The sequence below is a fragment of the Variovorax sp. GW823-FHT02B07 genome (genome assembly GCF_058797695.1).
The window spans coordinates 1,915,423-1,941,196 of the sequence record NZ_JBXAJX010000001.1; the positions used below are offsets into that span (position 1 = coordinate 1,915,423).

The 25,774-nt window shown below is 67.4% G+C and carries 25 protein-coding genes; 15 read left to right on the plus strand and 10 right to left on the minus strand.

The window, feature by feature from the left end:
- The first annotated feature begins 22 nt into the window (after window positions 1-22).
- From fabZ to AC1RGU_RS08975, 10 genes are all read left to right on the plus strand, one after another.
- On the plus strand, window positions 23-478 hold the full coding sequence (fabZ, locus tag AC1RGU_RS08930; RefSeq protein WP_056582588.1) for a 3-hydroxyacyl-ACP dehydratase FabZ: 456 nt from the start codon (window positions 23-25) through the stop codon (window positions 476-478).
- A 25-nt stretch (window positions 479-503) separates the two neighbouring features.
- Window positions 504-1,292 (plus strand): acyl-ACP--UDP-N-acetylglucosamine O-acyltransferase, encoded by a 789-nt coding sequence (lpxA, locus tag AC1RGU_RS08935; RefSeq protein ID WP_492696035.1) that lies wholly within the window; start codon window positions 504-506, stop codon window positions 1,290-1,292.
- Window positions 1,293-1,302: 10 nt separating this feature from the next.
- The gene (lpxB, locus tag AC1RGU_RS08940; protein ID WP_095947873.1) at window positions 1,303-2,451 is read left to right on the plus strand and encodes a lipid-A-disaccharide synthase; all 1,149 of its coding nucleotides are present in this window, start codon (window positions 1,303-1,305) and stop codon (window positions 2,449-2,451) included.
- The gene (gene rnhB, locus AC1RGU_RS08945) at window positions 2,423-3,154 is read left to right on the plus strand and encodes a ribonuclease HII (protein ID WP_492696036.1); all 732 of its coding nucleotides are present in this window, start codon (window positions 2,423-2,425) and stop codon (window positions 3,152-3,154) included. The genes lpxB and rnhB overlap by 29 nt, the downstream gene beginning before the upstream one ends.
- A 7-nt stretch (window positions 3,155-3,161) precedes the next feature.
- Window positions 3,162-3,947, plus strand: coding sequence for a TrmH family RNA methyltransferase (locus AC1RGU_RS08950; RefSeq protein ID WP_492696037.1), 786 nt, complete (start codon window positions 3,162-3,164; stop codon window positions 3,945-3,947).
- Between the two features lie 142 nt (window positions 3,948-4,089).
- Window positions 4,090-5,274: a glutamine-hydrolyzing carbamoyl-phosphate synthase small subunit gene (gene carA / locus AC1RGU_RS08955; RefSeq protein ID WP_062471578.1), complete on the plus strand. Its 1,185-nt coding sequence runs from the start codon at window positions 4,090-4,092 to the stop codon at window positions 5,272-5,274.
- A complete protein-coding gene (gene carB, locus AC1RGU_RS08960) occupies window positions 5,267-8,515 on the plus strand; it encodes a carbamoyl-phosphate synthase large subunit (protein WP_095745193.1) in 3,249 nt (1,082 codons plus the stop codon). The genes carA and carB overlap by 8 nt, the downstream gene beginning before the upstream one ends.
- A gap of 12 nt (window positions 8,516-8,527) precedes the next feature.
- Window positions 8,528-9,397, plus strand: a complete 870-nt coding sequence (gene kdoO / locus AC1RGU_RS08965) for a Kdo hydroxylase KdoO (protein ID WP_492696039.1) — start codon at window positions 8,528-8,530, stop codon at window positions 9,395-9,397.
- Window positions 9,398-9,463: 66 nt separating this feature from the next.
- Entirely contained in the window at window positions 9,464-9,940 is a 477-nt protein-coding gene (gene greA / locus AC1RGU_RS08970) for a transcription elongation factor GreA (protein WP_056518766.1), read from the plus strand.
- Between the two features lie 5 nt (window positions 9,941-9,945).
- The gene (locus AC1RGU_RS08975; protein ID WP_095947721.1) at window positions 9,946-10,368 is read left to right on the plus strand and encodes a DUF4149 domain-containing protein; all 423 of its coding nucleotides are present in this window, start codon (window positions 9,946-9,948) and stop codon (window positions 10,366-10,368) included.
- A gap of 34 nt (window positions 10,369-10,402) precedes the next feature.
- On the opposite strand, the gene AC1RGU_RS08980 is transcribed toward AC1RGU_RS08975, so the two are convergent.
- Together AC1RGU_RS08980 and AC1RGU_RS08985 are read right to left on the minus strand one after the other, a co-directional pair.
- A complete protein-coding gene (locus tag AC1RGU_RS08980) occupies window positions 10,403-11,122 on the minus strand; it encodes a glycosyltransferase (RefSeq protein WP_167395020.1) in 720 nt (239 codons plus the stop codon).
- A 41-nt stretch (window positions 11,123-11,163) separates the two neighbouring features.
- Entirely contained in the window at window positions 11,164-11,643 is a 480-nt protein-coding gene (locus tag AC1RGU_RS08985; RefSeq protein ID WP_062471564.1) for a YhbY family RNA-binding protein, read from the minus strand.
- A gap of 33 nt (window positions 11,644-11,676) precedes the next feature.
- Between AC1RGU_RS08985 and AC1RGU_RS08990 the strand changes: the two genes are divergently transcribed.
- The 5 genes from AC1RGU_RS08990 (at window position 11,677) to AC1RGU_RS09010 (ending at window position 17,181) form a co-directional block, all read left to right on the plus strand.
- The gene (locus tag AC1RGU_RS08990; protein WP_390344147.1) at window positions 11,677-12,345 is read left to right on the plus strand and encodes an RlmE family RNA methyltransferase; all 669 of its coding nucleotides are present in this window, start codon (window positions 11,677-11,679) and stop codon (window positions 12,343-12,345) included.
- Window positions 12,346-12,511: 166 nt separating this feature from the next.
- Window positions 12,512-14,428 carry an ATP-dependent zinc metalloprotease FtsH gene (ftsH, locus tag AC1RGU_RS08995; protein WP_062471558.1) on the plus strand — a complete coding sequence of 639 codons (1,917 nt, stop codon included), beginning with the start codon at window positions 12,512-12,514 and terminating at the stop codon, window positions 14,426-14,428.
- Between the two features lie 115 nt (window positions 14,429-14,543).
- The gene (gene folP, locus AC1RGU_RS09000; protein WP_492696454.1) at window positions 14,544-15,356 is read left to right on the plus strand and encodes a dihydropteroate synthase; all 813 of its coding nucleotides are present in this window, start codon (window positions 14,544-14,546) and stop codon (window positions 15,354-15,356) included.
- Window positions 15,353-16,690 (plus strand): phosphoglucosamine mutase, encoded by a 1,338-nt coding sequence (gene glmM / locus AC1RGU_RS09005; protein ID WP_492696042.1) that lies wholly within the window; start codon window positions 15,353-15,355, stop codon window positions 16,688-16,690. The genes folP and glmM overlap by 4 nt, the downstream gene beginning before the upstream one ends.
- Complete coding sequence (locus AC1RGU_RS09010) at window positions 16,687-17,181, plus strand: GNAT family N-acetyltransferase (protein WP_492696044.1); 495 nt, start codon at window positions 16,687-16,689, stop codon at window positions 17,179-17,181. Before glmM ends, AC1RGU_RS09010 begins: the two co-directional genes overlap by 4 nt.
- Before the next feature lie 103 nt (window positions 17,182-17,284).
- On the opposite strand, the gene AC1RGU_RS09015 is transcribed toward AC1RGU_RS09010, so the two are convergent.
- The 8 genes from AC1RGU_RS09015 to AC1RGU_RS09050 form a co-directional block, all read right to left on the minus strand.
- Entirely contained in the window at window positions 17,285-18,562 is a 1,278-nt protein-coding gene (locus AC1RGU_RS09015; RefSeq protein ID WP_139706559.1) for an acyl-CoA dehydrogenase family protein, read from the minus strand.
- Window positions 18,563-18,595: 33 nt separating this feature from the next.
- Window positions 18,596-19,702 (minus strand): phosphotransferase, encoded by a 1,107-nt coding sequence (locus AC1RGU_RS09020; RefSeq protein ID WP_159271910.1) that lies wholly within the window; start codon window positions 19,700-19,702, stop codon window positions 18,596-18,598.
- 12 nt (window positions 19,703-19,714) lie between these two features.
- Window positions 19,715-20,434, minus strand: a complete 720-nt coding sequence (locus tag AC1RGU_RS09025; protein WP_062471540.1) for a Crp/Fnr family transcriptional regulator — start codon at window positions 20,432-20,434, stop codon at window positions 19,715-19,717.
- Between the two features lie 60 nt (window positions 20,435-20,494).
- Window positions 20,495-21,274, minus strand: coding sequence for an oxepin-CoA hydrolase, alternative type (locus tag AC1RGU_RS09030; RefSeq protein ID WP_492696046.1), 780 nt, complete (start codon window positions 21,272-21,274; stop codon window positions 20,495-20,497).
- A gap of 11 nt (window positions 21,275-21,285) precedes the next feature.
- Complete coding sequence (locus AC1RGU_RS09035) at window positions 21,286-22,806, minus strand: 3-hydroxyacyl-CoA dehydrogenase (RefSeq protein ID WP_369647157.1); 1,521 nt, start codon at window positions 22,804-22,806, stop codon at window positions 21,286-21,288.
- Between the two features lie 133 nt (window positions 22,807-22,939).
- Complete coding sequence (locus AC1RGU_RS09040) at window positions 22,940-24,100, minus strand: MFS transporter (RefSeq protein WP_492696049.1); 1,161 nt, start codon at window positions 24,098-24,100, stop codon at window positions 22,940-22,942.
- A gap of 4 nt (window positions 24,101-24,104) precedes the next feature.
- The gene (locus tag AC1RGU_RS09045; RefSeq protein WP_062471528.1) at window positions 24,105-25,112 is read right to left on the minus strand and encodes a D-2-hydroxyacid dehydrogenase family protein; all 1,008 of its coding nucleotides are present in this window, start codon (window positions 25,110-25,112) and stop codon (window positions 24,105-24,107) included.
- Between the two features lie 168 nt (window positions 25,113-25,280).
- Complete coding sequence (locus AC1RGU_RS09050) at window positions 25,281-25,661, minus strand: hypothetical protein (protein ID WP_492696051.1); 381 nt, start codon at window positions 25,659-25,661, stop codon at window positions 25,281-25,283.
- Window positions 25,662-25,774: the final 113 nt, after the last annotated feature.

A 25,774-nucleotide genomic window follows, 5' to 3' on the forward strand; every position in this document is an offset into this window, starting at 1 on the left:
GACGATGCAGGAACAGAACACCATGACGGACACGACGCTCGATATCCACCAAATTCTCAAGTTGCTGCCGCATCGCTACCCGTTTCTCCTGGTGGACCGGGTGTTGAGCATGGAGAAGGGCAAGCGAATCACGGCCCTCAAGAACGTGACGATGAATGAGCCCTTCTTCAACGGCCACTTTCCACACCGTCCGGTGATGCCGGGCGTGCTGATGCTCGAAGCCATGGCGCAGGCCGCGGCGCTGCTGTCGTTCCGTTCGCTGGACATCGTGCCCGACGACAACACGGTCTACTACTTTGCGGCCATCGACGGCGCGCGCTTCAAGCGCCCCGTGGAGCCGGGCGACCAGCTCACGCTGGAAGTCGAGATCGAGCGCATGAAGGCCGGCATCTCGAAGTTCAAGGGCCGTGCGCTCGTGGGCAGCGAACTGGCGTGCGAAGCCTCGCTGATGTGCGCCATGCGCCAAATCAACAGCTGATCCGGCTCATCGTCTCTTGCAAGGCATGACCCAGGTTCATTCGACCGCGATCGTCGACCCGCAGGCCCAGCTCGACGCCTCGGTGTCGGTCGGTCCCTACACCGTGATCGGCCCGCACGTGCGGATCGGCGCGGGCACCACCATCGGCGCGCATTGCGTGATCGAAGGGCGCACGATCATCGGGCGCGACAACCGGATCTTCCAGTTCTCGTCGCTCGGCGCGATCCCCCAGGACAAGAAATACGCGGGTGAGCCCACCGAGCTCACCATCGGCGACCGCAACGTGATCCGCGAGTTCTGCACTTTCAACCTCGGCGTGCCCGGGGCAGGGGGCATCACGCGTGTCGGCAACGACAACTGGATCATGGCGTACACGCACATCGCGCACGACTGCCGGGTCGACAACCACACGACGCTGTCCAACAACACCACGCTGGCCGGGCACGTGCACCTGGCCGACTGGGTCACGATCGGCGGGCTGACGGGCATCCATCAGTTCGTCTCGGTGGGCGCGCACGCCATGGTCGGCTTCGCGAGTGCGATCTCGCAGGACGTGCCGCCGTTCATGCTGGTCGACGGCAATCCGCTGGCCGTGCGCGGCTTCAACATCGTGGGCCTGCGCCGGCGCGATTTCTCGGCGCAGCGGCTCGCGGCGGTCAAGCAGATGCACCGCCTGCTGTATCGGCAGGGCAAGACGCTCGAAGAGGCGCGCGCCGCCATCGCCGAGCTCGCGGCGGAAATGCCCGAGGCCGCCGGCGATGTCGCGCTGATGGAGGCCTTCCTCGCTCATTCAACGCGCGGCATCGCGCGCTGACATGGGCGCGATGAGCACGAACGAACAGCGCCGCTTCGCGCTGGTCGCGGGCGAAGCGTCCGGCGACCTGCTCGCGGGCTTGCTGCTCGACGGCCTCGAAGCCCGCTGGCCTGCCTTGCAGACCGTCGGCATCGGCGGTCCGCGCATGCTGGCCCATGGCTTCCAGAGCTGGTGGCCGCAGGAAAAGCTGGCGGTGCGCGGCTACATCGAGGTGCTTCGGCACTACGCCGAGATCGCTGGCATCCGCCGCCAGCTCAAGGCCCGGCTGCTGCGCGAGCGCCCCGAGCTGTTCATCGGTGTCGATGCGCCCGATTTCAATCTCGACCTCGAAGCCGGCCTGCGCAGCGAGGGCATCAAGACCGTTCACTTCGTCTGCCCCTCGATCTGGGCCTGGCGCGCCGACCGCATCGACAAGATTCGCGCCGCGGCTGACCACGTGCTGTGCATCTTCCCGTTCGAACCCGAGCTGCTCGAAAAGCAGGGCGTGGCTGCGAGCTATGTGGGCCATCCGATTGCCAACGTGATCCCGATGACGCCCGACCGCGCCGCCGCCCGCGCCGCACTGGGGCTGGACCCCGAGGCGCAAGTCGTCGCGCTGCTGCCTGGCAGCCGGCGTTCCGAGATCCGTTACCTCGCGGCCCGCTTCTTCGCGGCTGCGGCGCTGATGCAGAAGGCCAAGCCGAAGCTGCAGTTCATCGCGCCGATCCTGCCGGGGTTGCGCGCCGAGGTCGAAAGCTTGCTGCAGGCCGCCGGCATGGCCGGGCGGGTGAAACTGCTCGACGGCCAGTCGCACGCCGCGCTCGCGGCCTGCGACGTCACGCTGATCGCCAGCGGCACGGCCACGCTGGAGGCGGCGCTGTTCAAGCGGCCGATGGTCATCGCCTACAACATGAACGGGCTCTCGTGGCGCCTCATGCAGCGCAAGCAACTGCAGCCCTGGGTCGGGCTGCCGAACATCCTGTGCCGCGAGTTCGTGGTGCCCGAATTGCTGCAGGAAGCCGCCTCGCCCGAGGCCCTGGCCAACGCCACGCTCGAGTGGCTCGACGCGCCCGCAAAGACGCAGGCGCTGCAACAAAGATTTTCAGCGCTGCATGTGCAATTGCAGCGCGACACGCCCACACTGTGCGCCGATGCGATCCAGAAAGTTCTTGAAGGCTGAGCAGGCCCCGCTGGTGTGGGACGCGCCCGGCCTGATGGCGGGCGTCGATGAAGCTGGGCGCGGGCCGCTGGCCGGGCCCGTGGTGGCCGCGGCTGTGATCCTCGACGACCTGCGCCCGATCCGCGGCCTGGCCGACTCCAAGACGCTCACGGCGCTGCAGCGCGAACGCCTGCACGACCAGATCCTGGCCAAGGCGCTGTGCTGCTCGATCGCCCAGGCCTCGGTCGAGGAGATCGACAGCCTCAACATCCTGCAGGCCACCATGCTCGCGATGCGTCGCGCGGTCGAAGGCCTGCGGCTCAAGCCCGTCAAGGTGCTGGTGGACGGCAACCGCCTGCCCCGGCTCGACGTGCTGGCCGAGGCCATCGTCAAGGGCGACGCGCGGGTCAAGGCGATCTCGGCCGCCTCCATCCTGGCCAAGGTGCACCGCGACCGGCTCTGCACGCAACTGCACGACGAATTTCCGCACTACGGCTTCGCCGGCCACAAGGGCTACGGCACGCGCGAGCACCTCGAGGCGCTCCAGCGCCACGGGGCCTGCGTGCATCACCGCCGGTCGTTCAGCCCGGTGGCGGCGGCGCTGGCGCGCACAGCCGCAGAAACTTCAGGCGTCGACGTCTTGGCCGGCGAGGTTTCGGTCGCCCACGTGATCGGCGCCGCCGAAAACCACAGCGCACGCCTCGATCCGCGCGCCGCCCCCTGAGCCCGCCATGAGCACCGACGCCGGTCCGAGCCACATCAGCTCGCGCGACAACCCCTTGCTCAAGGACCTGCGCAAGCTCGCGCAAGATCCGGGCGCCTACCGCAAGCTCGGCCGGCTCTGGCTCGAAGGCGATCACCTGTGCCGTGCAGCACTGGCTCGTGGCGTCAGGCCGGCGGTGGCGGTGTTTTCGGAGGCGTTCTGGCCCTCGGCTCCCGCCGAATGGGTGCAGAGCGCTATCAAAACGGTAGTGGTCGCCGACGATCTGCTGCGCGCAGTCAGCGGCCTGGAGTCGCCCGCGCCGATGGGCTTCGTGCTCGAGCTGCCGGCGCGGCCCGAAATCCTGCCCGACGCCCCGAGCGTGGTGCTCGACCGTCTCCAGGATGCAGGCAATGCCGGCTCCATCCTGCGCAGCGCGGCGGCTTTCGGTTTCACCCAGGTGATCGCGCTCAAGGGCACGGCCGCCCTGTGGGCGCCGAAGGTGCTGCGCGCCGGCATGGGGGCCCACTTCGGCCTGCGGCTGGTCGAAGGCGTGGACATCGATGCGCTCGATGCGCTGCGGGTGCCCCTGGTGGCCACCAGTTCGCACCGGGGCGAATGGCTGCACAAGGCCGATCTGCCGCACCCCTGCGCCTGGCTGATGGGCCACGAGGGGCAGGGCGTTTCGGCCGCGCTGGAGGCCCGGGCCGCCCACCACATCCGCATCGCGCAGCCGGGCGGCGAGGAGTCGCTCAACGTGGCGGCGGCGGCCGCCATCTGCCTGCACGCAAGCGGAGCAGCCCTGCAGGCCAAATAACACACCCAGTCCGGGCTACAATCGGGGGCTTACTCGCAAATCAGCGTCGCCCGGCCGCCTTCAACGCCAAAATCCCCTTAAGCAGCAGTCCGCAGGCAACGCGCCTGGGGCTCCGGGCGACCGTAACCATCCGGAGAACCCAGTGCTTTTGTCTCTCAAGGGAAGTTTCCCGCCCGCCATCCTGGCGCTCGCAGACGGCACGGTCTTTCTCGGCAACTCGATCGGAGCCGCCGGCTCCACGACCGGTGAAGTGGTGTTCAACACCGCGATGACCGGTTACCAGGAAATCCTCACCGACCCCAGCTACTGCCAGCAGATCGTCACCCTGACGTATCCGCACATCGGCAACTATGGTGTCAACGGCGAGGACATCGAAGCCGACAAGATCCATGCCGCGGGCCTGATCATCAAGGACCTGCCCCTCGTCGCGTCCAACTTCCGCAAGACCGCCACGCTGACCGAGTACCTCGTGTCCGGCAACACGGTGGCCATTGCGAACATCGACACCCGCAAGCTCACGCGCCACCTGCGCACCCACGGCGCGCAGAACGGCTGCATCCTGGGCCTGGCCGCAGGCGAGACCGTGACGCAGGCGCTGATCGACAAGGCCATCGCCGCCGCCAAGGCCGCGCCCAGCATGGCCGGCCTCGACCTGGCCAAGGTGGTGTCGGTCAAGCAGACCTACGAATGGACCGAGACCGAGTGGAAGCTCGGCGCGGGCTACGGCGTGCAGATCACGCCGCAGTTCCACGTGGTCGCGTTCGACTACGGCGTCAAGAAGAACATCCTGCGCATGATCGCGCAGCGCGGCGCGCGCATCACCGTGGTGCCAGCGCAGACGCCCGCGGCCGACGTGCTCAAGCTCAAGCCCGATGGCATCTTCCTGGCCAACGGCCCCGGTGACCCGCAGCCCTGCGACTACGCCATCAGCGCCGTCAAGGAACTGATCGAAACCGGCATTCCCACCTTCGGCATCTGCCTGGGCCACCAGATCATGGCGCTCGCTTCGGGCGCCAAGACCTTCAAGATGAAGTTCGGCCACCACGGCGCGAACCATCCGGTGAAGGACCTGGACAACGGCCGCGTGAGCATCACCAGCCAGAACCACGGCTTCGCGGTCGACGAGAAGTCGCTGCCGGCCAACCTGCGTCCCACCCACATCAGCCTGTTCGACAACACGCTGCAGGGCCTGGCGCGCACCGACAAGCCCGCGTTCTGCTTCCAGGGCCACCCCGAAGCCTCGCCGGGCCCGCACGACATCGGCTACCTGTTCGATCGCTTCACGGCACTCATGGAAAAGCACAAGACGGAGCACAAGAATGCCTAAGCGCACCGACCTCAAATCGATCCTCATCATCGGCGCCGGCCCGATCATCATCGGCCAGGCCTGCGAGTTCGACTACTCCGGCGTGCAAGCCTGCAAGGCGCTGCGCGAAGAGGGCTACAAGGTCATCCTGATCAACAGCAACCCCGCGACGATCATGACCGACCCGGCCACGGCCGACGTCACCTACATCGAGCCCATCACCTGGCAGACGGTTGAAAAAATCATCGCCAAGGAACGTCCCGACGCGATCCTGCCGACCATGGGCGGCCAGACCGCGCTGAACTGCGCGCTCGACCTGTGGCGCAACGGCGTGCTCGACAAGTACACCGGTACGGCCACGAACCGCCCGATCGAGCTGATCGGCGCCACGCCCGAAGCCATCGACAAGGCCGAGGACCGCCTGAAGTTCAAGGACGCGATGACCAAGATCGGCCTGGGCTCGGCGCGTTCGGGCATCGCCCACACGCTCGACGAGGCGTGGGCCGTGCAGAAGACGGTCGGCTTCCCGGTCGTCATCCGCCCCAGCTTCACGCTGGGCGGCACTGGCGGCGGCATCGCCTACAACCCGGAAGAGTTCGAGACCATCTGCAAGCGCGGCATCGAAGCCTCGCCCACCAACGAGCTGCTGATCGAAGAGTCGCTGCTCGGCTGGAAAGAGTACGAGATGGAAGTCGTGCGCGACAAGGCCGACAACTGCATCATCGTCTGCTCGATCGAAAACCTCGACCCGATGGGCGTGCACACCGGCGACTCGATCACCGTGGCCCCCGCGCAGACGCTGAGCGACAAGGAATACCAGATCCTGCGCAACGCCTCGCTGGCCGTGCTGCGTGAGATCGGCGTCGACACCGGCGGCTCGAACGTGCAGTTCTCCATCAACCCGAAGGACGGCCGCATGGTCGTCATCGAGATGAACCCGCGCGTGTCGCGCTCCTCGGCGCTGGCCTCCAAGGCCACGGGCTTCCCGATCGCCAAGGTCGCCGCCAAGCTGGCTGTGGGCTACACGCTCGACGAGCTGCGCAACGAAATCACCGGCGGTGCCACGCCCGCGTCGTTCGAGCCGTCGATCGACTACGTGGTCACCAAGATTCCGCGTTTCGCCTTCGAGAAATTCCCGCAGGCCGACTCGCGCCTCACGACGCAGATGAAGTCGGTGGGCGAGGTGATGGCCATGGGCCGCACCTTCCAGGAATCGTTCCAGAAGGCCCTGCGCGGCCTCGAAGTGGGCGTCGACGGCCTGAACGAGAAGACGCAGGACCGCGAAGTGCTCGAGAAGGAACTGGGCGAGCCCGGTCCCGAGCGCATCTGGTACGTGGGCGACGCCTTCGCCATGGGCCTGAGCGTCGATGAAGTGTTCGCGCTGACCAAGATCGACCCGTGGTTCCTGGTGCAGATCGAAGAGATCGTGAAGATCGAACTCGAACTGGAAACCAAGTCGCTCGACGACATCGACAAGGACACGCTGCTCGCGCTCAAGAAGAAGGGCTTCTCCGACCGTCGCCTGGCCAAGCAGCTCAAGACCACCGACACGGCCATCCGCGAGAAGCGCCGCGCCCTGGGCGTGCGCCCGGTCTACAAGCGCGTGGACACCTGCGCAGCCGAGTTCGCGACCAACACCGCCTACATGTACTCGACCTACGAGGACGAGTGCGAGGCCGACCCGACGGACAAGAAGAAGATCATGGTGCTCGGCGGTGGTCCCAACCGCATCGGCCAGGGCATCGAGTTCGACTACTGCTGCGTGCACGCCGCGCTCGCCATGCGCGAGGACGGTTACGAGACCATCATGGTCAACTGCAACCCCGAGACCGTGTCGACCGACTACGACACCTCGGACCGCCTGTACTTCGAGCCGCTGACGCTCGAAGACGTGCTCGAGATCGTCGACAAGGAAAAGCCGCTCGGCGTGATCGTGCAGTACGGCGGCCAGACGCCGCTGAAGCTTGCGCTCGACCTCGAAGCCAACGGCGTGCCGATCATCGGCACCTCGCCCGACATGATCGACGCGGCCGAAGACCGTGAGCGCTTCCAGAAGCTGCTGCACGAGCTGGGCCTGCGCCAGCCGCCGAACGCCACCGCGCGCACCGAACCCGAAGCGCTCGAAAAGGCTGCGGCCCTGGGCTACCCGCTGGTGGTGCGCCCGAGCTACGTGCTCGGCGGCCGCGCGATGGAAATCGTGCACGAGCAGCGCGACCTCGAGCGCTACATGCGCGAGGCCGTGAAGGTCAGCAATGACTCGCCGGTGCTGCTCGACCGCTTCCTGAACGACGCCGTCGAGTGCGACGTCGACTGCATCCGCGACGCCGAAGGCGGCACGCTGATCGGCGGCGTGATGGAGCACATCGAACAGGCCGGCGTGCACTCGGGCGACTCCGCCTGCTCGCTGCCGCCCTACAGCCTGAACGCCGACACGGTGGCCGAGCTGAAGCGCCAGAGCGCCGCCATGGCCAAGGCGCTGAACGTGGTCGGCCTGATGAACGTGCAGTTCGCCATCCAGCAGAAGGACGGCAAGGACGTCATCTACGTGCTCGAAGTGAACCCGCGTGCGTCGCGCACCGTGCCTTACGTGAGCAAGGCCACGGGCATCCAGCTGGCCAAGGTGGCGGCACGCTGCATGGCCGGCCAGTCGCTCGCGTCGCAGGGCGTGACCAAGGAAGTGACGCCGCCGTACTTCAGCGTGAAGGAAGCCGTGTTCCCGTTCGTCAAGTTCCCGGGCGTGGACACCATCCTCGGCCCCGAGATGAAGTCGACCGGCGAAGTCATGGGCGTGGGCAAGACCTTCGGCGAAGCCTTCGTGAAGTCGCAGCTGGGCGCGGGCACGTTGCTGCCCAAGTCGGGCAAGGCTTTCATCTCGGTGAAGAACAACGACAAGGCGCGTGCCGTCGAAGTGGCGCGCGGTCTGGCCAAGCTGGGCTTCGAGCTGGTTGCCACCAAGGGCACCGCCGCCGCCATCAGCGCCGCCGGCATCGCCTGTGAGACGGTCAACAAGGTGACCGAAGGCCGCCCGCACATCGTGGACATGATCAAGAACAACGAGATTGCCTTGGTCATCAACACGGTGGAAGAGCGCCGCAACGCGATCACCGACTCGCGCCAGATCCGCACCTCGGCACTGCTGGCGCGCGTGACCACCTTCACCACGATCTTCGGCGCCGAAGCCGCGGTCGAAGGCATGGGCTTCATGGACGAGCTGGGCGTGATCTCGGTGCAGGAGATGCACGCGCAGCTGGCCGCGGCCTGACCGGGCACCGCCATGGAAACGCAGCTGGTCGAACTGGACCTCGCGGACTGGAACGCGGCCACGCCCAACGAGGCGTGGATCGCGGAACTGGAAGCCGGCAAGGTGCTGTACTTCCCGCGGCTGGGCTTCGAGCTGCTGCCTGAAGAGCGCAGCCTGCTGACGCCCAGCCTGCTGTCGCCCGACGTGCGCAACATCAGCCTCGACGCCCACGGCAAGCTCAAGGGCGCCGTGGGTGATGAGGCGGTGCAGCGTGCCACGGCGGCGATGGTGAAGCGTTTTCGCACGCAGGCGCAGCAGCTCATCCATGGGCTGCTGCCGCACTACACGCCGGCCTTGCGCCTGGCGCCGACCAGCTACAGGCCGGCCCAGGTCGAGACGCGCGTGCAATCGTGGCGCGCCGACGACCGGCGCCTGCACGTCGATGCGTTCCCGTCGCGGCCCAATTACGGCGAGCGCATCCTGCGCGTGTTTACCAACGTCAATCCCGACGGCGCACCGCGCGTGTGGCGCGTGGGCGAGCCTTTCGAGGACATCGCCAAACGCTTTCTGCCGCGGGCCAAGCCCTATGCGCGCTGGCAGGCCAAGCTGCTGCAGGCGCTGCACGTCACCAAGTCGTTCCGCAGCGAGTACGACCACCTGATGCTGCAGCTGCACGACGGCATGAAGTCGGACATGGCGTACCAGGAAAACTCGCCGCAGGAAACGGCGAAATTCCCGCCGGGTTCGGTGTGGGTGTGCTTCTCGGACCAGACCTCGCACGCCGTGATGGCGGGCCAGTACATGCTCGAGCAGACCCTTCATCTGGCCGCATCGAAGCAATACAATCCCGAATCGAGCCCGCTCGCCATCCTGAGCCGGCTGACCGGACGCACACTCGTCTGATCAATTCCCTCAATCGACCGCCGAACGGCAGCGTTCGGCGGTTTCGCTTTATGGAGAACCAACAACATGGCCACCATTCCGATCACCAAGCGCGGCGCTGAGAAACTGCGCGCCGAACTGCACCAGCTCAAGACGGTCGACCGTCCCTGGGTCATCAACGCCATTTCCGAGGCACGCGCCCAGGGCGACCTGAGCGAAAACGCCGAATACGAAGTCGCCAAGGACCGCCAGGGCTTCATCGAAGGCCGCATCCAGGAAGTCGAAGGCAAGCTCTCGGCCGCGCAGATCATCGACCCGAGCGAGCTCGATGCCGGTGGCAAGGTGGTGTTCGGCTCGACCGTCGAGCTCGAGGAAGAAGAGTCGGGCGATGCCGTCAAGTACCAGATCGTGGGCGAAGACGAAGCCGACCTGAAGCTCGGCCTCATCAACATCTCCAGCCCGATCGCACGCGCGCTCATCGGCAAGGAAGAGGGCGACACGGCCGAAGTGCAGGCGCCGGGCGGCCTCAAGCGCTACGAGATCGTGGCGGTCCGCTACCTCTGAGCCGGATGAAAGACCGCGTCGCGCTGATGCTGGCGGCCCTCTGGTGGGGCAGCCTCAGCACCATCGGCTTCCTGGTGGTGCCGATGCTGTTCGCCCGGCTCGGCAACCCGGCGGTGGCGGGCAATTTCGCGGCCCAGCTGTTCGAGGCGCAAAGCTGGATCGCCATCGGCTGTGGGCTGATCCTGCTGATCCATTTCCGCCAGAAGGCCGACGACGGCATGACCGGGCCGGTGTTGACGGCCATCTTCCTGGTGCTGGCGGCGCTGCTGCTGGCGCTGTTGCAGCAGTACGCCGTGGCGCCGCGCATCGTGGCGCGCGACAACCTCAAGCTGTGGCACGCCGTGGGCACGGGCATGTATTTCGTTCAGTGGGTGTGCGCCGGCACGTTGCTGTGGCGCATGGGCGGCGCCGCTCGGGCGCCACGCTGAACCGGGGCGGCGACACGCATCGCCGCCTCCGGCTTCACTCTTTCCAGTGCTTGGCGACCCAGCTCGCCGGCCGGATGTAGCGGAAGGCGCGGTTGCGCCGCCCCGCCAACGCATCGGGCGGGTTGCACTCGCCGTGGAACACCATCACGCGGGCGCCTTCGGGCACGAAGGGCTCTTCCCAGTAGTTGGTCGGCCAGGTCGGGATGCCGTGGTACTTGAAGCTCGGGCACCAGGCCGCCGGCCAGTAGGCCAGCTTGCCCTGCTTGTGCAGCACGTCCGACAGGTAGGCCTGCTCGTTGCGGTATTCGGCCTGCACCTTGTCCATGTTGGCGCGAAAGTACGCCAGCACGTCGGCATGGGCGCCCAGCTCGAAGCGGTAGACCGATGAATTGCCCGTGATCCGCTCGCGCCGCCAGGGGCGGGCGTAGTCGTGAATGATCAGGAACTCGCCGGGCTGCTCGAAGAAGGCGTCCAGGCTGCCGACGATCACCACGTCGACGTCCAGGAAGAGGGCGGTGCCGCGCAGGCCGTGCAGGTCCTGCTCGAAGGTCGTGAGCTTCTTCCAGGCGCCGTCGCGCTGGCCCGGGGCCAGCTGGAGGTTGAGCGGCGGAATGGGCAGGCACGTCACTTCGGGGCGGATGCCGTTACCGTCGTCGGTCAGGCAGACGAACTTGAAGTCGCCGCTGAGGTGGCGGCGCACCATGGCGTAGAGCCGGTTGACGTACTCGGGGCCGTACTTGGTGCCCCACTTCATGCAGAGGATATGGCGCTGGGCGCCTTGCGCTGCCACCAAGTTCAGTCCGCCTGGTTGCGTTTCTTGGCCGACAGCGGACGCTTGGCCTTGGCGCGCTTGATGGTGCCGCCCGGGGTGAGGCGCTGGTTGCCGAGCACGCGCAGGGTCTTGATTTCAGGGCGCTGGCCGCCGCGCTTGCTGTACTTGACGATCTTCACGTCGCGCGGGCCGGGCATGCGGTCTTCGTCGATCACACGCTCTTTTTCGGGCTTCGGACGCCACAGCACGAGCAGCTTGCCGATGTGCTGGATCGGGGCGGCGTCGAGCTCGTCGGCGAGCTCCTGGAGCATGGCGTCACGCGCGAGGCGGTCGTCGGAGAAGACGCGCACCTTGATCAGGCCATGGGCCTTCAGGGCCGCGTCGGCCTCCTTTTTCACGGCAGGGGTGAGCCCGTCTCCACCGACCATGACGATCGGATCCAGGTGGTGAGCTTCGGCGCGGTGCACCTTGCGCTCGGCAGGGGTAAGTTGAATGGCGGGCATCCCCGTATTATCGACGCGTACACGAACACCCTCATGAGCACCAAAGCCAAAAGCAAAAAAGTCAACAAGGCGTGGCTTCACGACCACATCAACGACCCCTACGTGAAGCTCGCGACCAGAGAGGGCTACCGCGCCCGCGCGGCTTACAAGCTCAAGGAAATCGACGAGTCGCTCGGGCTGGTCAAGCCCGGCCAGCTGGTGGTCGACCTGGGCTCGACCCCGGGCGCCTGGAGCCAGTACCTGCGGCGCCGCATGTCGCCCGGCGGGGCGGCGGTCGGCGACCTCAACGGCACCATCATCTCGCTCGACCTGCTGCCGATGGAGCCCATCGAAGGCGTGACCTTCCTGCAGGGCGACTTCCGCGAAGACGCACTGCTGGAGCAGCTCCTGGCCGTGCTGGACGGCCGCAAGGCCGACCTGGTGGTGTCCGACATGGCGCCCAACCTGTCGGGCATCCATTCGGCCGACGCTGCCCGGGTGGCGCACCTGATCGAGCTGGCCATCGACTTCGCCCAGCACCACATGAAGCCCGAAGGGGCATTGGTGGCGAAGGTGTTCCACGGCAGCGGGTACGACGAATTGGTCAAGATGTTCAAGGCCAATTTCCGCGTCGTGAAGCCGCTCAAGCCCAAGGCATCGCGCGACAAATCGGCCGAGACCTTCCTCATCGGCAGGGGATTGAAGGCGCTCGATACGCATTGATACCTTGCCGCAGCGTGCCCTCCAGGGGCGCAAACCCTTGTCAGCCTATGGCTGCTATAGGGAAATGTCCGCTTTTCGCAGCTTGAAAAGCCTAAAATGGGGCGCAATTGCGTACCCTCAGCGCGTATTTCATATTCCCGTCACGCGCTTTCGACTGGAGCTTCGTTTGAACAATCAGTGGTTTTCCAAAGTTGCCGTATGGCTCGTCATTGCCATGGTGTTGTTCACTGTGTTCAAGCAGTTCGACACCCGCGGTGGCGTCGGCTCGGGAACGGTGAGCTATTCCGAGTTCCTGGACCAGGTCCGCAACAACCAGATCAAGAGCGCCATCATTCCTGAAGGTGCCGGCGGCGGCGAGATCGTCGCCGTCACCAACGACGATCGCAAGATCCGCACGACCGCCACGGTCCTCGACCGCGGTCTCGTGGGCGACCTGATCGACCACAACGTCAAGTTCGACGTCAAGCCGCGCGAAGAAGGCTCGCTCCTCATGACCTTGCTGGTCAGCTGGGGCCCGATGCTGCTGCTGATCGGCGTGTGGATCTACTTCATGCGCCAGATGCAGGGCGGCGGCAAGGGCGGGGCGTTCAGCTTCGGCAAGAGCAAGGCCCGCATGATGGACGAGAACAACAACACGGTGACCTTCGCCGACGTCGCGGGCTGCGATGAGGCAAAGGAAGAAGTCCGTGAAGTCGTCGACTTCCTCAAAGACCCGCAGCGCTTCCAGAAGCTCGGCGGCCGCATTCCGCGCGGCCTGCTGCTGGTCGGCCCTCCGGGCACCGGCAAGACGCTGCTGGCCAAGTCGATCGCCGGCGAAGCCAAGGTGCCGTTCTTCTCGATCTCCGGTTCCGACTTCGTCGAAATGTTCGTCGGCGTGGGTGCGGCCCGTGTGCGCGACATGTTCGAGAACGCCAAGAAGAACGCGCCCTGCATCATCTTCATCGATGAAATCGATGCGGTGGGTCGCCAGCGCGGCGCCGGTCTCGGCGGTGGCAATGACGAGCGCGAGCAAACCCTCAACCAGATGCTGGTCGAGATGGACGGCTTCGAAACCAACCTCGGCGTGATCGTGGTGGCTGCCACCAACCGCCCGGACATCCTGGACGCTGCTCTGCTGCGTCCGGGCCGTTTCGACCGTCAGGTGTACGTCACGCTGCCCGACATCCGCGGCCGCGAACAGATCCTGGCCGTCCACATGCGCAAGGTCCCGCTGGGCCAGGACGTGAACCCGAGCGTCATCGCCCGCGGCACGCCCGGCATGTCGGGTGCCGACCTGGCCAACCTGTGCAACGAAGCCGCTCTGATGGCCGCCCGCCGCAATGCGCGCGTGGTCGAGATGCAGGACTTCGAGAAGGCCAAGGACAAGATCTTCATGGGCCCCGAGCGCAAGAGCATGGTCATGCCCGAGGAAGAGCGCCGCAACACGGCCTACCACGAGTCCGGCCACGCCCTCATCGGCAAGCTGCTGCCCAAGTGCGACCCGGTCCACAAGGTCACGATCATTCCGCGTGGCCGCGCCCTCGGCGTGACCATGAGCCTGCCGTCGCAGGACCGCTACAGCTACGACCGCGAGTACATGCTGAACCAGATCAGCATGCTGTTCGGTGGCCGCATCGCCGAAGAAGTGTTCATGCACCAGATGACCACCGGCGCCAGCAACGACTTCGAGCGCGCGACCTCCATTGCCCGCGATATGGTCACGCGCTACGGCATGACCGACGCGCTGGGCCCGATGGTCTATGCCGAGAACGAAGGCGAAGTGTTCCTGGGCCGCTCGGTCACCAAGACGACCAACATGAGCGAACAGACCATGGAAAAGGTCGACGGCGAGGTGCGCCGCATCATCGACGAGCAGTACGCCCTGGCGCGCCGCCTCATCGAAGAGAACAGCGACAAGATGCACGCCATGGCCAAGGCGCTGCTCGAATGGGAAACCATCGACAGCGAACAGCTCGACGACATCATGGCCGGCCGCGCACCGCGTCCGCCCAAGGACTGGACGCCGCGCATTCCGCCTTCGGGCAGCGGCGGCAGTGGTGGCACGCCGGCCGTCAATCCTGACCCGGCGCCGACCGCCGCTTGAGGTGGACTTGAAATCAAGCAACAACGGGGCCTCTGGCCCCGTTTTCCATGGTGAGCCAGATGGTGCGGTTTGGCAGACCTCGCGTTTCAGGATTGATCTCGCGCAGCCGCGCGTGATGGGCATCGTCAACGTCACGCCCGATTCCTTCTCCGACGGCGGCGCGCACGCGTCGACCGAGACGGCGCTGAAGCACTGCGAGCAGTTGCTGAAGGAGGGCGCCGACATCCTCGACATCGGCGGCGAATCGACCCGCCCCGGCAGCCCCGCCGTGCCGCTCGACGCCGAGCTGGCGCGCGTGCTGCCCGTGGTGCGCGAGGCGGTGAAGCTGAACGTGCCGCTGTCCATCGACACCTACAAGCCCGAGGTGATGCGCGCCGTGCTCGACCTGGGCGCGGACATCGTCAACGACATCTGGGCGCTGCGCCGACCCGGCGCGCGCGAGGCCGTGGCGGCGCACCCGACCTGCGGCATCTGCCTGATGCACATGCACCGCGACCCTCAGACCATGCAGGCGCTGCCTATGCAGGGCGACGTGGTTCCCGAGGTGCTGGCTTTCTGGGACGCGCAACTGGCGCCCCTGACGGCGCTGGGCATCGACCCCGCGCGCATCACGCTCGATCCGGGCGTCGGTTTCGGCAAGAGCGTGGCGCAGAACTTCGCGCTCCTCGGTCGACAGCGGGAATTGTTGGCAACCGGTTACCCCTTGTTGCTAGGTTGGTCCCGCAAGTCCTCCATCGGGGCCGTCACCGGCATCGACAATGCATCCGGGCGTACCGTGCCCAGCGTGGCAGCCGCCGTGCTGGCCGTGGACCGGGGGGCGGCTGTCGTGCGGGTGCACGACGTGCGCGACACCGTCGCCGCCCTCGCCGTATGGCGTGCCATGCGCGCGGAAGCACCGCAAGAACACCTTCAAAGAGCAACAACATGACCCGTAAGTATTTCGGCACCGACGGCATCCGCGGCACGGTCGGCCAATCGCCCATCACCCCCGATTTCGTGCTGCGCCTCGCGCACGCCGTCGGCCGCGTGCTCAAGAAAACCCAGGCCCGTCCCACGGTGCTGATCGGCAAGGACACCCGCATCTCGGGCTACATGCTCGAGTCGGCGCTCGAGTCGGGCTTCAACTCCGCCGGCGTCGATGTGGTGCTGCTCGGCCCGCTGCCCACGCCGGGCGTGGCCTACCTCACGCGCGCCCAGCGCGCCAGCCTGGGCGTGGTGATCAGCGCCAGCCACAACGCCTTTCCCGACAACGGCATCAAGTTCTTCAGCGCGCAGGGCACCAAGCTCGACGACGCCTGGGAGCTGGCTGTCGAGGCCGCGCTCGAAGAGGAGCCCGTCTGGGTCGACTCGGCCAACCTGGGCAAGGCCCGCCGCCTCAACGATGCGGACGGCCGCTACATCGAGTTCTGCAAGAGCACCTTCGCCAACGACCTGTCGCTGCGCGGCATGAAGCTGGTGGTCGATGCCGCCCACGGCGCGGCCTACCAGGTGGCGCCGAACGTGTTCCACGAACTGGGCGCGGACGTCACCAGCATCGGCTGCGCACCCGACGGCCTCAACATCAACAAGGGTTTCGGCGCCACGCACCCCGAGGCGCTGGTCGCCACCGTGACGGCGCAGAAGGCCGACTACGGCATCGCGCTGGACGGCGACGCCGACCGGCTGCAGCTGGTCGACGCCAGCGGCCGCCTGTTCAACGGCGACGAGCTGCTGTACCTGATGGTGGCCGAGCGCATCGCGCGCGGCGAGAAGCCGGCGGGCGTGGTCGGCACGCTCATGACCAACAAGGCCGTCGAGATGGCCCTGCGCGCACAAGACATCGAGTTCGTGCGCGCCAAGGTCGGCGACCGCTACGTGCTCGAAGAGCTCGACAAGCGCGGCTGGCTGCTCGGCGGCGAAGGCTCCGGCCACCTGCTGGCGCTCGACCGCCACACCACGGGCGACGGCATCGTCAGCGCGCTGCAGGTGCTGCAGGCCTGCGTGCGCAGCGGCAAGACGGTGGCGCAGCTGCTCGAAGGCGTCACGCTGTTCCCGCAGACGCTCATCAACGTGCGCCTCGCGCCCGACCAGGACTGGAAGAGCAACCAGGCGCTCGCCAGCGAAACCAAGCGCATCGAGGCCGAGCTGGGCGATGCGGGCCGCGTGCTGATCCGTGCGAGTGGCACCGAGCCGCTGGTGCGCGTGATGGTCGAGGCGCGCGATCCGAAGCAATCGCAGTCTTGCGCCGAGCGCCTCGCGGCCACGCTCAAGCCCGCCGCATGACGACGGCGGGCCGCATCGAAATCCGCCTGGCCGACTACCGCGATCCGCTGCAAGCGGCGGCGCTGGTCGAGTTGCTCGACAGCTACGCGCGCGACCCAGCCGGCGGCGGCACGCCATTGCCCGCATCGGTGCGCGAAGGCCTGCCCGCCGCGTTGGCGGCGCGTCCGCAGGCGTTCAGCGTGCTGGCTTTCGACGGCGACACGCCCGTGGGCCTGATCAACTGCATCGAGGGTTTCTCGACCTTCGCCTGCCAGCCGTTGGTCAATGTGCACGACGTGGTCGTGCGCGCCAGCCACCGTGGCCAGCGCGTGGCACAGCAGATGTTTGCGCAGGTCGAGCAGGAAGCCCGGCGGCGCGGCGCCTGCAAGCTCACGCTCGAGGTGCTGTCGGGCAACGCCCCCGCGCTGCGCAGCTACCAGCGCGAAGGCTTCGTCAGCTACCAGCTCGACCCGGAATTCGGCCACGCCGTCTTCCTGCAGAAGAAGCTCTGACCGAATGCGGTAAATAAAAATGCCGCCGACGCGCAAGGCGTAGGCGGCATGGCCAGATTGGAAAGAGAAGGGCGCGGCGATCGCGCCCTTTCTTTTGTCTGGATCAGAAGCGCGTGACAGGCGCGTCGGCGGTGGCACCCGACTTGTCGGCGGCGTACTTGCCCAGCTCCCACTTGGCGATCGCGTTGCGGTGCACTTCGTCCGGACCGTCGGCAAAGCGCAGCGTGCGCGCCTGTGCGTAGGCCGAGGCCAGCGGGAAGTCGTCGCACATGCCGCCGCCGCCGTGGACCTGCATGGCCCAGTCGATGACCTGGCAGGCCATGGTGGGTGCCACGACCTTGATCATCGCGATCTCGGTGCGTGCGACCTTGTTGCCGGCCACGTCCATCAGCCAGGCGGCCTTCAGCGTGAGCAGGCGGGCCATGTCGATCTTGCAGCGCGCTTCGGCGATGCGTTCCTGCGTGACGGTCTGCGAGGCGACGGTCTTGCCGAAGGCCACGCGCGACGAGGCGCGCTTGCACATCAGCTCGAGCGCGCGTTCGGCCAGGCCGATCAGGCGCATGCAGTGGTGGATGCGTCCGGGGCCAAGGCGGCCTTGGGCGATCTCGAAGCCGCGGCCTTCGCCCAGCAGGATGTTGCCGACGGGCACGCGCACGTTCTCGAAATACATCTCGACGTGGCCGTGCGGCGCGTCGTCGTAGCCCATCACGTTCAGGGGGCGCACGATGCGGATGCCCTTGGTGTCGGCGGGCACGATGACCATGCTCTGCTGCGAGTGCTTGGGCGCTTCGGGATCGGTCTTGCCCATGGTGACGAACACGGCGCAGCGCGGATCGGCGGCACCGGAGATCCACCACTTGTGGCCGTTGATGACGTACTCGTCGCCCTGGCGCTCGATGCGCGTGGCGATGTTGGTGGCATCGCTGGAAGCGACGTCGGGTTCGGTCATGGCGAAGGCCGAGCGGATCTGGCCTTCGAGCAGCGGCTTGAGCCAGCGCGCCTTGATCTCTTCCGAGCCGTAGCGGGCGATGGTTTCCATGTTGCCGGTGTCGGGCGCCGAGCAGTTGAAGGCTTCGGAGGCCCATGGCACCCGGCCCATGATCTCGGCCAGCGGGGCGTACTCCTGGTTGGTCAGGCCGGCACCCTCATAGCCCGAGGCCGAGGCGCTGTCGACCGGCAGGAACAGGTTCCACAGGCCTTGTGCCTTGGCCTTGGCCTTGAGCTTCTCGACGGTCTGCAGGGCGCTCCAGCGCTTGCCGGCGACCGTGTTGGCGGCCAGTTCGGCGCTGTACTCGGCTTCGGCCGGGTAGATGTGGTCTTCCATGAAGGCGAGAACGCGCTTCTGAAGCTCCTTGGTTTTGGCCGAATATTCGAAATCCATGCTGTCTCCTGGTGGGGTTAAGGGGAGGGCTGGCTATGCCTTTTGGGCAAATTGCCAGGCCATCTCGGCCATCGGCCGTGCGCCACGGGCGGACGCCACGGCTTGCTCGCTCGATGCGGTACCGGCTTCGACGCGTTTCGCAATGCCCTGCAGGATGGCGGCCATGCGAAACAGGTTGTAGGCCTGGTAGAAATTCCAGTCGGGCGCCAGCGCCTCGGGCGTGCTGATGCGCGTGCGCTCGCAATAGCGGGCGATGTATTCGCTCTCGGTGGGAATGCCCAGCGCCGCCACGTCCACGCCGCCGATGCCGCGGCCGGTGGTGGGGGGCATGTGCCACGACATGCAGTGGTAGCTGAAGTCGGCCAGCGGGTGGCCCAGCGTGGAGAGTTCCCAGTCGAGCACCGCGATGATGCGCGGCTCGGTGGCGTGGAACATCACGTTGTCCAGGCGGTAGTCGCCATGCACGATCGAGACCTTGGTCTCGTCGCGTGCGCTCGCCGGCATGTGGGCGGGCAGCCAGTCGATCAGGCGCTCCATGGCGTCGATGGGCTGCGACAGTTCGCCGGCGCCGTCGGCCGAGGCCTTGTACTGCTTGCTCCAGCGGCCGATCTGGCGCTCGAAATAATTGCCGGGCTTGCCGTAGTCGCCCAGGCCGCGGGCGGCGAAGTCGACCGTGTGCAGCGCCGCGATGACGCGGTTCATCTCGTCGTAGTAGGCGGCGCGTTCGGCGTTGCTGAAGCCGGGCAGCGACTGGTCCCACAGCACGCGGCCCTGCATGAACTCCATGATGTAGAAGGCGCGGCCGATGATGGACTCGTCTTCGCACAGGCAGTACATGCGCGGCACGGGCACGTCGGTACCTTGCAGCCCGCGCATCACCTTGTATTCGCGCTCGACCGCATGGGCCGAGGGCAGCAGCTTGGCGACCGGGCCGGGCTTGGCGCGCATCACGTAGCTCTGCGTGGGCGTGACGAGCTTGTAGGTCGGGTTGGACTGACCGCCCTTGAACATCTCGACCGTCAGCGGACCCTGGAAGCCCTCGAGGTTCTTTTCGAGCCAGGCCGCGAGCGCGTCCACGTCGAAGGTGTGCTGTTGGGACACCGCGCGGGTGCCGATGAAACTGGAGAAGTCCTGGCTCATGTCGAATCTTTTTTAGTTGTCTGCTTCAGAGATGTGCATCAGCGCCGAGCGGTCCAGCACGACCAGTCCGGCCGGCTCGATCCGGATGGTGCCCTCGCGCTCCATCGTCTTGAGTTCCTGGTTGACCCGCTGGCGCGAGGCGCCGAGCAGCTGCGCGAGTTCTTCCTGCGCCAGTTGCAGGCCGATGCGCGTCTGGCTGCCGTCGTCCAGGTTGGGCACGCCGTAGCTGCGCACCAGGTGGATGAGCTGCTTGGCCAGGCGTGCGCGCAAGGGCAGGGTGTTGAGGTCTTCCACCAGCCCGAACAGCGTGCGGATGCGGCGTGCCTGCAGCCGCATCAGCGCTTCGTACAGCTCGACGTGCGTGGCCAGGATCTTCTGGAAATCGGCCCGCGCCACGCACAGCACGGTGGTGTCGCCGTGCGAGTACGTGTCGTGCGTGCGCCGCTCCCCGTCGAACATCGCCACGTCGCCGAACCAGATGCCCGGCTCGACGTAGGTCAGCGTCACCTGCTTGCCCGACACCGCGGTCGAGCTCACGCGCAACGCCCCCTTGGCACAGGCGATCCAGTGCTCGGGCGGGTCGCCGCGCGCGGCGAGCAGGTCGCCGTCCTTGTAGCGTTTGACAAAGGCGCATCGGAGGATGTCGTGCCGTAGCGATGGAGATAGGGAAGAAAACCAGCGACCACTGTTGATCGCTTCACGTTCTTCGATGGTAAGAATGGGGTCGTCCATGGTCTGTCCTCTCGGCGACTGAAAAGCTGTGGGGTGTCTCGGGAGCGACGCCGTGAGGTGTCACTCGTAGCGTGGCGGTGTCTTGTCGAGGAACGCGGCGATGCCGATGCCCGCGTTCGCGTGGTGCAGGTTGCGCACGAAATGATCGCGCTCCTGCGATAGCTGCGACGCCAGTGTGGCGCCGCGCGCGTCGCTCAGCAGCTCCTTGATGCTGGCCAGCGAGTTCGGCGCGCGCGCGTTCAGGCGGGTGGCCAGGGCCAGCGCGCCGGCCAGCGCCTGTCCGCTGTCGGCGAGCTCGTTGACGAGGCCGAAGGCATGCAGGCGCGCGGCCTCGATGCGCTCGCCGTTCATCAGCCATTCGCTCGCCAGCTGGCGCGGCAGCGCCTGCCCGAGGTGCCAGCTGAGGCCGCCGTCGGGCGACAGCGCCACGTTGCTGTACGAGGCCGCGAACACGGCGTCGCGCGCGGCCACGACGAAGTCGCAGGCCAGCGCGAGCGAGAAGCCGGCGCCCGCCGCCGCGCCCTCGACGGCCGCGATGACCGGCTTGGGGAAGGTGCGGATCGAGTCGATCCAGTTGTGCAGGCCCTCGATGCTCTCGGCCTGCACCGAGCGGTCGAGCTGGCGGTTGGCCAGCAGCCGCTGCAGCGAGCCGCCGGCGCAGAACCAGGCGCCTTCGCCCACGATGACGACGCTGCGGATCTCGTCGCTGCTCTCGGCGCCGTTCAGCGCCTCGATGCCGGCGGCATAGATCTCGGGGCCCAGTGCATTGCGCTGGGTCGGGTTGACGATGGTCAGCACCATGGTGCTGCCTTCGCTGGTGCTCTTGAGTTCGGCGGTCATGGTGTGCGTGCTTATTCTTCTTCGTGCAGCAGGCTCAGGCCCAGCGCGCCGCGGCGGCGCAGCCACGGGCTCGGGCGATAGCGCGGATCGCCATACACGGTCTGCAGGTTGAACAGCACTTCGAGCATGTTGGTCGGCCCGTAGAGGTTGCCCATGGCGAGCGGGCCGCGCGGATAGCCCAGGCCCAGCTGCACGGCGGTCTCGAGGTCGGCCGGCGTGCACACGCGCTGCTGGCACATGTCGGCGGCGATGTTGACGATGGCGCCGATCACGCGCTGCGTGACGAAGCCGCCGCTGTCGCGGATCACGCTCACGGCCTTGCCGTCGCGCGCGAAGAGGGCGTGCGCGGCGTCGCGCACGTCGCGGCGCGTGGCCGGGTTGGTGGCGAGCACGCGGCGCTTGGTGGCGGCGTCGTCGATCAGCATGTCGATGCCGACGGTGCGCGTGGCGTCCAGCCGCTCGACCGCCGCGACCGTCGTCACGTCGAAGCCCAGCGGCGCGACCAGGATGATCGACTGCGGTGCGGGAGCGCTGCCGCTGTCGATCTGCGCACCCAGCGTGTTCACCAGGCGCAGCAGTTCGGCGCGGCGCGCGGCACGCGGCGACACCCAGACCGCGGGCGTGCCTTCGATCACCGGCGCCGGCGCTTCGGGCGTCTGCTGCATCACGCCGTTGTCGTAGCGGTAGAAGCCTTCGCCGGTCTTGCGGCCGAGTGCGCCGGCGGCCAGGCGCTGCGCGGTGATCACGCTCGGGCGGAAGCGCGGCTCTTCGAAGTACTGGTGGTAGATCGACTCCATCACCGGGTGCGACACGTCGAGCGCCGTGAGGTCGAGCAGCTCGAACGGGCCGAGGCGAAAGCCGGCCTGGTCCTTCAGGATGCGGTCGATGGTGGCGAAGTCGGCCACGCCTTCGCCGACGATGCGCAGCGCCTCGGTGCCGTAGCCGCGGCCCGCGTGGTTGACGATGAAGCCGGGCGTGTCCTGCGCCTGCACCGCGCTGTGGCCCATCTGCGTGGCGTAGCCGGCCAGTTTCTGGCAGACCTCGGGCGAGGTCTTGAAGCCTGCCACCACCTCGACCACCTTCATGAGCGGCACTGGGTTGAAGAAGTGGAAGCCCGCGAAACGCGCGGGGTGCTGCAGGCCGGCCGCGATGGCCGTGACCGACAGCGACGAGGTGTTGGTGACCAGCGTGGCCGTGGGCGCGACCACGTCCTCGAGCTCGCGAAACAGCGTGCGCTTGACCTCGAGGTTCTCGACCACGGCCTCGACCACGAGGTCGCAGCCGGCGAGCGCCTGCATGCCGTCGACCGCCTTCACGCGCGCCACGTAGGCGTCGCGCGTGGGGGCGTCGATCTTGCCCTTCTCGTGCAGCTTGTTCCATTGGGCGGCGAGGGCCTCGCGGCCACGCTCGGCGGCGCCTGCGAAGCTGTCGAGCAGCAGCACTTCGCTGCCGGCCTGGGCGGCGATCTGCGCGATGCCGCGCCCCATGGCGCCGGCGCCGATCACGCCGATTCGGGGGTAGTTCACTGTCATGGGATCAAGGTTCTCATGGGTTGGTGGGTGTCCGGGGCGGCCGCGCCGGCGCGGGTGCGCGACGCGGACGAAAGCTCCGATTTTGCAATCTCGCGGGAGACCCGCGCCCCGGGTGTTACGCGGGGCATCGGAATCAGGCCGGGCGGCGGCTGCGGTCGATGGCGATGCTCAGGCCCATGGCCAGCAGCATCAGTGCAAAACCGACCCGGCTCATCCACTCGGTGGCGTCGTTCGCCAGCAGCCAGCCGCCCAGCGCCGCGCCCAGGGCCTGGCCGATGTAGATGCCCGAGCTGTTGAGCGCCACCGAGCCCGGCGCCAGGGCGGGCGCCAGCCCCACGAGGCGCGCCTGCTGCGAGGAGTTGGTGGCAAAGCAGCCCAGGCCCCAGGGCACGAGCACCACCGCCAGCCACGCCAGCGTGCTGGCCAGCGGCCACAGCAGCAGGCTCAGCGCGATCAGCCCGGTCGTCAGCAGCACCATGCGCCCGGCGCCGACGCGGTCGATGTAGCGGCTCACCACCATGTTGCCCAGCAGGCCGAAGGCGCCGAACAGCGCCCACATCAGGCTCAGCGTGTTGGCGTCGGCGCCGAAGCCCTGCTTGAGCAGCGGGCCGAAATAGCTGAACAGCACGAACTGGCCGACGCCCTGCAGGGCCGTGACCGACACGATGCCCATCAGCACCGGGCTGCGCAGCACGCGCGACCAGGCGGCGGCCGTGAGCGCGGCGGGCCGGATGCCGCTGGGCAGCGTGAGCCAGACCGAGGCGGCGCTCACGACGCTGAGCGCCGCGATGGCCATGAAGGCCATGCGCCAGCCCAGGTGGCCACCGATCAGCGCGCCGATCGGCAGGCCCAGCACCGAGGCCACCGACCAGCCGAGAAAGACGAAGGTGACGGCGCGCCCGCGCTGCTCGGGCGGCACCAGCATGCCGGCGCAGGCCGCGGCCTGGGGCGTGAAGATAGCGGGCGCGATCACCGTGAGCATGCGCACCGGCAGCAGCGCGCCGAAGCTGGGCGCGAGCGCCGCGACCACGTGCCACGCGGCGTACCAGAGCAGGGTGAGGGCGAGCAGCTTGCGGCGGTCCCAGCCGGCGACCGCGGCGGCCAGCAGCGGGGCGCCCAGGCACATCACGAAGGCGGCCGCGCTGATCAGCTGGCCTGCGGTGGCGACCTTGATGGCCAAGGAGGCGCTGATCTCATTGAGGGTGCCGGGCACGACCATCACGCCCGTGCCGATCACGAAATTGCCGGCCAGCAGCGCCCAGAGCGCGCCTCGCTGCGGCGCGGGCCGGCTCATGCGTTCACCGCCGGACCTGCAGCGCGCCGGGGTTCACGATGTTCGTGGGATTGCCCTTGATGAAGCTTACGACGTTGTCGAACGCCTGGCCGAAGTAGCTTTCGTAGCTTTCCTGCTCGACGTAGCCGATGTGCGGCGTGCAGATGCAGTTTTCGAGGCGCAGCAGCGCATGGCCCTGCAGCGGCGGCTCGCTCTCGAACACGTCGATGGCCGCCAGCCCGGGGCGCCCGCGGTTGAGCGCGGCCAGCAGGGCATCGGCCTCGACCAGCTCGGCGCGCGAGGTGTTGACGAACAGCGCCGTCGGCTTCATGCGCGAGAGGTCTTCGAGCTTGACGAGGCCCTGAGTGTCCTCGTTGAGCCGCAGGTGCACCGACAGCACGTCGGCGGCGGCAAAGAATTCGTGGCGGTTCTGCGCCACCTGGAAGCCGTCGGAGCGCGCCTTGGCGCAGCTGGCCTCGCGGCCCCAGATCACGACCTGCATGCCGAAGGCCTGTCCATAGCGCGCCACCAGCTGGCCGATGCGGCCGTAGCCCCAGATGCACAGCGTCTTGCCCTTGAGCACCGAGCCGACGCCGAAATTCGGCGGCATCGACGCCGACTTGAGGCCCGACTGCTGCCAGGCCCCGTGTTTGAGGTTGCTGATGTACTGCGGCAGGCGGCGCATGGCCGCCATGATCAGCGCCCAGGTGAGTTCGGCGGGTGCCTGCGGCGAGCCCGAGCCTTCGGCCACCGCCACACCGCGTTCGGTGCAGGCCGTGACGTCGATGTGGCCGCCGACGCGACCGGTCTGGGAAATCAGCTTGAGCTTGGGCAGCTTCTCGATCAGCTGGCGGGAGATCTGACTGCGCTCGCGGATGAGCACGATGACGTCCGCATCCTTGAGGCGAACCGACAGCTGACCGATGCCCTTGACCGTGTTGGTGTAGACCTTGGCGGCGTAAGCGTCCAGCTTGGCAGCGCACTGCAGCTTGCGCACGGCGTCCTGGTAGTCGTCGAGGATCACAATGTTCATGGCATGCCATTGTGCCTCGCAGCATCGGCACGTCGCACGTGTGAACGTTTGGATACCCGGCACCGGATGGCGCCCGGGAGGCCTGTTTCAGCCCGTTGGAGGTGAATCCGCCGTGCGCATGAGGGGGCGCACAGAGTGCGCAGGCACGGCGGGTTCGTTGGCACTTTCTCAGTGCAGGTGGCTGGGGCGGGGCGCGCCGCTGCCGGTTTCCGCGGCTTCCAGTGCGGCGAGCCGGTCGAGTTCGGCGCACACGTCGGCCATGCGGCCGGAGATCACGACCCGGTTGGCGCAGCCGCGCTGCGTGCCTTGCCGGTCGACCACGCGGACCACGCGCAGCGGTCGGGCGGGCGTGGCGGCGGACGGTGACGCGGCCGGCGCCGGGCTGCCGGGGGTGCGTGCCGTGCAGGCCGGGCGAATGGCCACGTAGCGCAAGCCGGCCGCTGCGTCGCCGCTCTCACCATGCGACGGGCGACGAGCGGGCATCCAGCGGGTGGCCAGCGATTGCAGGGGCGACCAGAGGTCGGCGATGGCGAGGAGGGCGATTCCCATGTGAACTCCAAAAAAGTATGAGGTTGAACACAGGCAGGATTTCTTGAGTCGGCCACGACAGGGTGATGGCGACTTCGCGCCATACGCCCGCCACCTGTCGCGGCCGGATGAGG

Bases quoted from the DNA above. Each gene is read 5' to 3' on its own strand.
- fabZ (WP_056582588.1), top strand. From the start codon at position 23: ATGACGGACACGACGCTCGATATCCACCAAATTCTCAAGTTGCTGCCG.
- lpxA (WP_492696035.1), top strand. From the start codon at position 504: ATGACCCAGGTTCATTCGACCGCGATCGTCGACCCGCAGGCCCAGCTC.
- lpxB (WP_095947873.1), top strand. From the start codon at position 1,303: ATGAGCACGAACGAACAGCGCCGCTTCGCGCTGGTCGCGGGCGAAGCG.
- rnhB (WP_492696036.1), top strand. From the start codon at position 2,423: ATGCGATCCAGAAAGTTCTTGAAGGCTGAGCAGGCCCCGCTGGTGTGG.
- AC1RGU_RS08950 (WP_492696037.1), top strand. From the start codon at position 3,162: ATGAGCACCGACGCCGGTCCGAGCCACATCAGCTCGCGCGACAACCCC.
- carB (WP_095745193.1), top strand. From the start codon at position 5,267: ATGCCTAAGCGCACCGACCTCAAATCGATCCTCATCATCGGCGCCGGC.
- kdoO (WP_492696039.1), top strand. From the start codon at position 8,528: ATGGAAACGCAGCTGGTCGAACTGGACCTCGCGGACTGGAACGCGGCC.
- greA (WP_056518766.1), top strand. From the start codon at position 9,464: ATGGCCACCATTCCGATCACCAAGCGCGGCGCTGAGAAACTGCGCGCC.
- AC1RGU_RS08975 (WP_095947721.1), top strand. From the start codon at position 9,946: ATGAAAGACCGCGTCGCGCTGATGCTGGCGGCCCTCTGGTGGGGCAGC.
- AC1RGU_RS08980 (WP_167395020.1), bottom strand. From the start codon at position 11,122: ATGAAGTGGGGCACCAAGTACGGCCCCGAGTACGTCAACCGGCTCTAC.
- AC1RGU_RS08985 (WP_062471564.1), bottom strand. From the start codon at position 11,643: ATGCCCGCCATTCAACTTACCCCTGCCGAGCGCAAGGTGCACCGCGCC.
- AC1RGU_RS08990 (WP_390344147.1), top strand. From the start codon at position 11,677: ATGAGCACCAAAGCCAAAAGCAAAAAAGTCAACAAGGCGTGGCTTCAC.
- folP (WP_492696454.1), top strand. From the start codon at position 14,544: ATGGGCATCGTCAACGTCACGCCCGATTCCTTCTCCGACGGCGGCGCG.
- glmM (WP_492696042.1), top strand. From the start codon at position 15,353: ATGACCCGTAAGTATTTCGGCACCGACGGCATCCGCGGCACGGTCGGC.
- AC1RGU_RS09010 (WP_492696044.1), top strand. From the start codon at position 16,687: ATGACGACGGCGGGCCGCATCGAAATCCGCCTGGCCGACTACCGCGAT.
- AC1RGU_RS09015 (WP_139706559.1), bottom strand. From the start codon at position 18,562: ATGGATTTCGAATATTCGGCCAAAACCAAGGAGCTTCAGAAGCGCGTT.
- AC1RGU_RS09020 (WP_159271910.1), bottom strand. From the start codon at position 19,702: ATGAGCCAGGACTTCTCCAGTTTCATCGGCACCCGCGCGGTGTCCCAA.
- AC1RGU_RS09025 (WP_062471540.1), bottom strand. From the start codon at position 20,434: ATGGACGACCCCATTCTTACCATCGAAGAACGTGAAGCGATCAACAGT.
- AC1RGU_RS09030 (WP_492696046.1), bottom strand. From the start codon at position 21,274: ATGACCGCCGAACTCAAGAGCACCAGCGAAGGCAGCACCATGGTGCTG.
- AC1RGU_RS09035 (WP_369647157.1), bottom strand. From the start codon at position 22,806: ATGACAGTGAACTACCCCCGAATCGGCGTGATCGGCGCCGGCGCCATG.
- AC1RGU_RS09040 (WP_492696049.1), bottom strand. From the start codon at position 24,100: ATGAGCCGGCCCGCGCCGCAGCGAGGCGCGCTCTGGGCGCTGCTGGCC.
- AC1RGU_RS09045 (WP_062471528.1), bottom strand. From the start codon at position 25,112: ATGAACATTGTGATCCTCGACGACTACCAGGACGCCGTGCGCAAGCTG.
- AC1RGU_RS09050 (WP_492696051.1), bottom strand. From the start codon at position 25,661: ATGGGAATCGCCCTCCTCGCCATCGCCGACCTCTGGTCGCCCCTGCAA.